We start from the raw sequence: 7040 nt of genomic DNA, 5'->3' as shown, positions 1-7040 counted from the left end.
TCTCGATGCCGAGCACGCCCGTGCCGTCCTGGCCGACGGCAGCACGGTCGACGCATCGCTTGCGGTCGCCGCCGATGGGCGGTTGTCACCGGCGCGCCAGGCGGCCGGCATCTCGACCTCGGCCCGGTCCTACCCGCAGGCAGCTCTCGTCCTCAATTTCGGCCATAGCGGCGACCACGCCTTCACCTCGACCGAATTCCACACCGAGACCGGTCCGTTCACGCAGGTCCCATTGCCCGGCAATCGCTCCAGCCTGGTCTGGGTGGTCAAGCCCGAGACCGCGACCGACCTCGCCGCACTGGACGATACGACGCTTTCTCAGCGGGTTGAACAGCAGATGCAGTCGATGCTGGGCCGGGTGACGGTCGAGCCGGGCCGGCAGATCTATCCGCTTTCGGCGGTGACGCCACTGCGTTTCGCCCGAGATCGGGTGGCGCTGGTCGGCGAAGCCGCCCATGTGTTTCCGCCGATTGGTGCGCAAGGCCTCAATCTCGGCATCAGGGACGTCGATGATCTGGTTGGAATCGCTTGTGAAAATCGAGCCGACCCGGGTGCAGCCAAGGCGCTTGCGGCTTACGATTTCAAGCGCCGCCCCGATATTCTGGCGCGTAGCGGCGCGGTCAACCTGCTCAACATGTCGCTGCTTTCCGACATGCTGCCGGCCCAGATGGCCCGCGTGGCCGGGCTCGGCGTGCTCGGTGGCTTCGCGCCGCTTCGGGCTTTTTTCATGCGCGAGGGGCTTCGTCCCGGCAGCGGTTTTGCCGCGCTTGCCGGCGGGGTAGGGGAACAGGTCCGGCGCTAGGATATCGTGCCGGATCAGGTAGAGCAGCCCGGTGACGGTCACGACCGACAGGCAGGTTGTGATCAGCACACTGGCCGACGCGCGCTGTACCCAGACGCCATACTGCTGGGCGATGACGAAGACGTTGGTGGCGGTCGGCAACGCCGCCAGAAGCACCGCCGAGAAGACCCATGTCTCAGAGATATTGCCGATCCAGCTCAGCACGACATAGCAGAGCAACGGGTGCAGGATCAGTTTCAGCGCCGCAATCGGAACCATCTCGTGCGGGACGCGATTGAGCGGCCTGAGCGCCAGCGTGACGCCCATGGCGAACAGCGCGCAAGGTGCGGCCGCCCGGGAAAGATATTCCAGAAATCGCTCCACCGGCACGGGCGGTCGAAAGCCGATATAGGCGGCGCCGACGCCCAGGGCGGTTGCGATGATGAACGGGTGCAGCACGATCTTGCGCACGACACCGAGCGCAAGCCGGAGAGGCGTGGTCTTGTCGTCGCCCGACAGCGCCATCATCATGGGCGCGATGGCGAAATGCATGATGTTCTCGAAACAGAAGATCAAGGCGACCGGCACAGCCGCCTCCTCGCCGAAGGCCAGCAATGCCAGCCCCGGTCCATATAGCCGATATTGCCATAGGCGGCCGCGAGCGCCTTGATGGTCGATTGCGCTATCTCGCCGCGCGAGGTCAGGATCGACCCCATGAACATCAAGGAAAATATCATGAAGGTCGAGACGACCGAACCGAAGATGAAGCGCCATTCCGTCAGGTCTTCGAACGGCGTCTTGGCAAGCAGTTGGAAGAAAAGTGCCGGCAGCGCGACATAGACGATGAACGTGTTCTCCAGCCGAGCGCCTCCAGCGGCTGCCTGGTGATGCGCGCCACCAGAAACCCGACAAAAATCAAGCCGAAGAACGGAAGAACAAGACCGATGACGTCAGACATTTTTATGCTGGTCCGAAACCCTGGCGCCGGGCTAGCCCGTTGCTTAATAGGGCGTCAAGCGCCTCGGGATTGAATTGATGCGCGGTCTGCGCCAAATAAGCCCAAGGATTCAGTGGTGAGTACGATGAAAACAGCCAAATTCGCAATCGGACAGGTGGTTCGCCACCGGCTGTTTCCATTCAGGGGCATCATTTTCGATGTCGATCCGCAATTCGCCAACACCGACGAATGGTACGAAGCCATCCCCGCCGACGTGCGGCCGCACAAGGATCAGCCTTTCTATCATCTGCTCGCCGAAAATTCGGAGACCGAGTACATCGCCTACGTCTCCGAGCAGAATTTGCTTGAGGATCAGTCGGGGGAGCCGGTCCGGCATCCGCAGATCAAGGAGATGTTCGACAAGAAGCCGGACGGGCGCTACCAGCCGAAACGGCAGTCGAGGCATTAACCCGCGGAGAGATGGGCGCAAAAAAAGCGGGGCATGACCCCGCTTTTTTGTGGCTCGGCGATATCGGCCGATCAGTTGGCGGTCTTCGCCTTGTCCTGCTCTTCCTTGAGCTTCTTGGCGAAATCCTGGTTGTTCTTGGCGACGAAGTCCTGAAGCTTCTTCTGCCGGTCCTCGATGTCCGACTGCTGCAGCGCCGGTCCGTCATAGGCGCCGCTGAAGCCCTGCAGGGCGACCTTGATCGGATTGGGCTGGTTCTGGAAATTGACGGAGGTCAGAGTGATCGCCTGGCCCTTCTTGAACGCGGCGACGAGCTGATCGGTCAGCGGCACTTCCGCCACGCAACGATCCGGGAAGCAGATCACATAGTCGAGCTTCTGCGCCTTGCCGGTGTCGATCTGCAGGCCGATGCCGGGAGGCACCAGACGGCCGGTCGGGACCGTCACCTGGAACACCTTGCGGTTCACCTTGCCCTTCAGCTCGATCAGGCTGACGCCGGTGACCAGCTGGCCGTTGCCGGCGGTGGTGATGTTCTGGACATTGCAGATGTCGACGTCTTCCTGCTTGGTGCAGGCCTTGAACCAGCCTTGCGGAATCTGCTGTTGCTGCTGTGCGGAAGCAGCGGGAAGTCCTGCGCCGAGAAAGCCGACCACGCCAGCGGCCATGACCGACAGGCGGTACGCGTTGCTGTTCAGGCTCGTCATGTCGTGCACTTCCTCTCAAATGATCCCGGGACCGGCTTCTTCGTGCCGTGTGGTCCAGCTACCTGTTGCCGAAATGAGGCAACAGAATGACTTCGGAGGGCGTGTTACACTGCAAGCGAGGCCGAATCCAGCCCGGCGTCAGCAATTGTTGAACGCGCGGTTGGCCGGCGCGCAGCCGCCTCATGCTAGGGTGCACACCGAATCATCAAGCCGACCCAGTAAGGAGACGGTCATGGGCCGCGTTGTTGTTTGGCTGATCACCGGGATATCGTTTCTCGCCCTTTCGCATCAGCCGGCCGCATCGGAGCCGAAGCACGCTATCGCCATGCAGGGCGAGCCGGCGCTACCGCCCGGCTATACGCATTTCGATTACGTCAATCCCGACGCGCCGAAGGGTGGCTCGATCACCTATTGCGTCGTCGGCAGCTTCGACAATCTGAACCCTTTCATCCTCAAGAGCCTGCGCACGACGGCGCGCGGCATGATGGATACGATCTTCGGCAATCTGGTCTTCGAGCCGTTGATGCAGCGCAATGCCGACGAGGCTTTCACGCTCTACGGTTTGTTGGCCGACAGCGCCGACATGGACCCGGAGCGCAAGAGCATCGAATTCCATCTCAATCCGAAGGCCAAATGGTCGGACGGTCAGCCGGTGACGCCGGAGGACGTGCTGTTCAGCTATGACGTCTACACCGAGAAAGGCCGCCCGCCTTACAGCGATCGCATGGCCAGGGTCGCCAAGCTCGAAAAGACCGGCGATCACAGCGTGCGCTTCACCTTCAACGACAAGGCCGATCGCGAATTCCCGCTGATCATCGCGCTGACCCCGATCATCCCGAAGCACGCCTTCGACAAGGAGACTTTCGACAGGACGGCGCTCAAGCCGGTGATCGGCAGCGGCCCTTATAGGATCGCGCAGGTGCAGCCCGGCCAGCGCATCGTGTTCAAGCGCAACCCGGACTACTGGGGCAAGGACGTCCCGGCCAAGCGCGGTTTCGACAATTACGACCAGATCACCATCGAGTATTTCCTCAACGCCAACGCCAAGCTCGAAGCGTTCAAGAAAGGCCTTTGCGCCATCGACGACGACAGTGATCCGGTGAAGCGCGAGCGCGATCTCGATTTTCCGGCCTTCCACAAGGGCGACGTCGTCGCCGAAACCTTCGACACCGGCATTCCGCCCGTGGTGACCGGTTTCCTGTTCAACACGCGGTTGCCGAAATTCGCCAACCCTGTCGTGCGGCGCGCGCTCGGCATGCTCTACGACTTTGAATGGGCCAACAAGAACCTGTTCGGCGGCAAATACACGCGCACGATGAGTTACTGGCAGAATTCCGAGCTTTCCGCGATCGGCCATCCGGCCGACGACAGGGAGAAAGCGCTTCTGGCGCCCTACCCCGGCCGCGTCCCGGCCGATGTCATGGACGGTACATGGCGGCCGCCGGTGACCGACGGATCGGGCCAGGACCGCCGCGTGCTGAAGGCAGCCTTCGATCTTTTGAAAAGTGTCGGCTACCACGTGCAGAATGGAACGATGCTCGATCCCGAAGGCAAACCCTTCAGCTTCGAAATCCTGACCGCATCGCAGGACGAGGAGCGCCTTGCCGGCATCTACCAGCGCACGCTGGAGAAGATCGGTATCGATCTCACCATTCGCAGCCTCGACGGCGACCAGATCCAGTCGCGCAAGCAGCGCTTCGATTTCGAGGTCCTGATCGGATCGAGCGGCTTCAACAATTCGTTGTCGCCCGGCATCGAGCAGAGCGGGCGCTGGAGTTCCGCCGCGGCCAGGACGGAAGGCTCGTTCAATCTCGCAGGCGTCGCCGATCCGGCTGTGGACGCGGCGATCGAGGCGATGCTGCGCGCCCGCTCCAAGGAGGATTATGTTGCCGCCGTTCGCGTTCTCGACCGGCTGCTGATCTCCGGCAACTACATGGTGCCGATGCAGCACAACACGCAGCAATGGATTGCCTACTGGAACTACCTGGAACATCCGCAAAAGACGCCCATATTCGGGTATCAACTGCCAACATGGTGGCGCAAACCCAACTGAGGGATCAGGAGATCGAGATGAGCGAATTGAACGCCATCACCGTCGATGTGGTGTCCGATGTCGTCTGCCCCTGGTGCTTCATCGGCCAGAAGCGGCTCGACAGGGCGATTGCCGCCGTCGGCGATGTCGACGTGCATGTCCGCTGGCGGCCGTTCCAGCTCGATCCGACCATTCCGCCTGAAGGCAAGGACCGCCGCGAATACATGCTGGCAAAATTCGGCAGTGATCAGCGCATCCGCGAGATTCACGCCCGCATCGAGCCGCTGGGCGAAATCGAAGGCATCTCGTTCGCCTTTGACGCCATCAAGGTGGCGCCGAACACGCTGGATGCGCATCGGCTGATCCGCTGGGCAGGTGCCGCCGGCGAAGCCATTCAGAACAGGCTTGTGCGCCGGCTGTTCCAGCTGAATTTCGAGGAAGGCGCCAACATTGGCGATCATGCCGTGCTGGTCGAGGCGGCGCGAGAGGCCGGCATGGATGCGTCCGTGGTCGCCACGCTTTTGCCGACCGAGGCCGATGTCGAGGCGGTGCGCACCGAGATCGCCACCGCGTCGCGCATGGGCATTTCTGGCGTGCCGTGCTTCCTGCTCGAGGACAAATACGCGGTCATGGGCGCACAGGATGCCGACACGCTGGCCGATGCCATTCGCCAGGTGGCGGCCGCCAAGGCGCGCGGCGAACTGGACAAGGCCGGCTGAGCCGACCGCCCTCTCCTCGGCAGCAGCAAACGTTACTTCACCGTCGCCTTGGCCTTGCTGATGAAAAATCCATGGCCGTTCGTGGCCGTGCAGGTCAGCCCCTTGGTTGACGACTGGCACGAGAACGGCCCGGCGCTCCAGCTGTTGCCGTAGCCAAGCTTGTCGACATCGCTGCAGCAGCCCTGCTCGCCCGGGTTCTTGATCAGCGTGGCTGGCCCCTTCGGACCCAGGATAATCGTGACGTAGCTCGGCTCGACGCGCGAGCAGCTCAACTCCGGGCCGCCATCCTTTGGCTCATAGGTGCCGGTGCCGCCTTTGGCCGTGTAGATGCAGCCGATGTTGCCGGACGGCGTGTTGAACTCGATCTGGCCTTCGGCGCTGGCCGGGATGTTCTGCTGGCCGGCATGCGCCAAAGGTACGAGGGGCAGCCAGGCGAAGAGGGACAGGATTGCGGCCGCGCGTGCAAGCATTGGGAGCTTCCTTGTTGGAGAACCGGACATGCATGAGTGTCGACGATGGCGGGCAAGGTTCAACCCCAAGCGGATGAATTGTCAAACGCAGTCCCTCAGCTGACCGGACAAGACGGAACGCGCCGCTCGATCGATTCTCCCGTCACTTCCTGCCCCTGGCAAGGACGACCACGGCATTCCTGGCGAGTCACGAACCGCAAATTTTCGAGCTCTCTGGGCCGTCCGCAGTGAGAAAACCGATCGCTCGACACGATTTCGAGTTCACGAAACCGTGTGAAAGCCTTCCCCAGGGGAAGCTCCATCGACGGCATTTTATTGAAGATCAAGTATCTGAAATCAATATCGATATTTTGATTATTGCCGACCGTTGTCGCTATATTTCAGCGTGTAATCTGTTGCCTCACGGCAACGGCTGCCGGGGCAATCCGGTCGGGCCGGTTTTAAATTAATGGAAAATGATCAATTGGTGTTACCATCCGTAACAAAAGAAAAAAGGTTTGGGCGGGATCGTGATTCGGGTCGGTAGACCATCGCAAGAGTCAGTACCGGAAAAAACACCTCGCGATGCCGCAGGGCGATCGCTTCTGACGCCGGTGTCGTCGATGCGCAGCTTCTGGGGCCTGATGCGGGCCTACTGGGTTTCCGACCGCTGGAAGGAAGCCTGGACGCTGACGCTGGTGATCGCGGTGCTCACGGCGCTGTCCAGCAAGGCCGGTGTCTGGTTCGCCGAAGCCTCCGGCGAACTGGTCAATTCGATCGCCTTCTTCCATGACGCCGCCAACACCACGCCGCTTCGCTCGCTGCTGATCAATGCCGGCGTCCTCGTGCTGCTGGTGGTACTCAAGGACGCTGGCTTCACCGGCGTCCGCAATCTTGTCTCGGCGACATTGCACCGCAAATGGCGCGGTTGGTTGGACAGCCGCTTCAATGA

The 7040-nt window shown here is 61.6% G+C and carries 6 protein-coding genes and 2 pseudogenes; 5 read left to right on the top strand and 3 right to left on the bottom strand.

From position 1 onward, the window contains the following. Positions 1-802: FAD-dependent monooxygenase (locus tag EN749_RS27220; RefSeq protein ID WP_128364332.1), on the top strand; the 802-nt coding region annotated here is incomplete at its 5' end. Here EN749_RS27220 and EN749_RS27215 read toward each other — a convergent pair. Beyond that, positions 782-1739 (bottom strand): annotated as a pseudogene (locus EN749_RS27215) (AEC family transporter); the annotation flags it as partial. The gene EN749_RS27220 and the pseudogene EN749_RS27215 sit on opposite strands and share 21 nt — an antisense overlap. Before the next feature lie 124 nt (positions 1740-1863). Between EN749_RS27215 and hspQ the strand changes: the two are divergent. Next, positions 1864-2187: a heat shock protein HspQ gene (hspQ, locus tag EN749_RS27210; RefSeq protein ID WP_164762658.1), complete on the top strand. Its 324-nt coding sequence runs from the start codon at positions 1864-1866 to the stop codon at positions 2185-2187. A gap of 71 nt (positions 2188-2258) precedes the next feature. Here the strand turns inward: hspQ and EN749_RS27205 are convergent, their stop codons facing one another. Then, a complete protein-coding gene (locus EN749_RS27205) occupies positions 2259-2888 on the bottom strand; it encodes an invasion associated locus B family protein (RefSeq protein WP_127270670.1) in 630 nt (209 codons plus the stop codon). Positions 2889-3120: 232 nt separating this feature from the next. Between EN749_RS27205 and EN749_RS27200 the strand changes: the two genes are divergently transcribed. Both EN749_RS27200 and EN749_RS27195 read left to right on the top strand, forming a co-directional pair. Continuing rightward, a complete protein-coding gene (locus EN749_RS27200) occupies positions 3121-4941 on the top strand; it encodes an extracellular solute-binding protein (protein WP_128364331.1) in 1821 nt (606 codons plus the stop codon). Positions 4942-4958: 17 nt separating this feature from the next. After that, entirely contained in the window at positions 4959-5639 is a 681-nt protein-coding gene (locus EN749_RS27195) for a DsbA family protein (protein ID WP_127272639.1), read from the top strand. A 32-nt stretch (positions 5640-5671) separates the two neighbouring features. Here EN749_RS27195 and EN749_RS27190 read toward each other — a convergent pair whose 3' ends face one another. After that, a complete protein-coding gene (locus tag EN749_RS27190) occupies positions 5672-6109 on the bottom strand; it encodes a hypothetical protein (protein WP_128364330.1) in 438 nt (145 codons plus the stop codon). Positions 6110-6711: 602 nt separating this feature from the next. Here EN749_RS27190 and EN749_RS27185 point away from each other — a divergent pair. Then, a pseudogene (locus EN749_RS27185) lies at positions 6712-7040 on the top strand (ABC transporter ATP-binding protein/permease); the annotation flags it as partial.

It is taken from the genome of Mesorhizobium sp. M7A.F.Ca.ET.027.02.1.1, from assembly GCF_004022985.1.
Taxonomy (GTDB): Bacteria; Pseudomonadota; Alphaproteobacteria; order Rhizobiales; family Rhizobiaceae; genus Mesorhizobium.
The sequence above is the reverse complement of the archived record's forward strand: the minus strand, read 5'-3'. Positions and strand labels throughout refer to the sequence as shown.

Coding starts and splice junctions, on each gene's coding strand:
- hspQ (WP_164762658.1), top strand. CDS start 1,864: ATGAAAACAGCCAAATTCGCAATCGGACAGGTGGTTCGCCACCGGCTG.
- EN749_RS27205 (WP_127270670.1), bottom strand. CDS start 2,888: ATGACGAGCCTGAACAGCAACGCGTACCGCCTGTCGGTCATGGCCGCT.
- EN749_RS27200 (WP_128364331.1), top strand. CDS start 3,121: ATGGGCCGCGTTGTTGTTTGGCTGATCACCGGGATATCGTTTCTCGCC.
- EN749_RS27195 (WP_127272639.1), top strand. CDS start 4,959: ATGAGCGAATTGAACGCCATCACCGTCGATGTGGTGTCCGATGTCGTC.
- EN749_RS27190 (WP_128364330.1), bottom strand. CDS start 6,109: ATGCTTGCACGCGCGGCCGCAATCCTGTCCCTCTTCGCCTGGCTGCCC.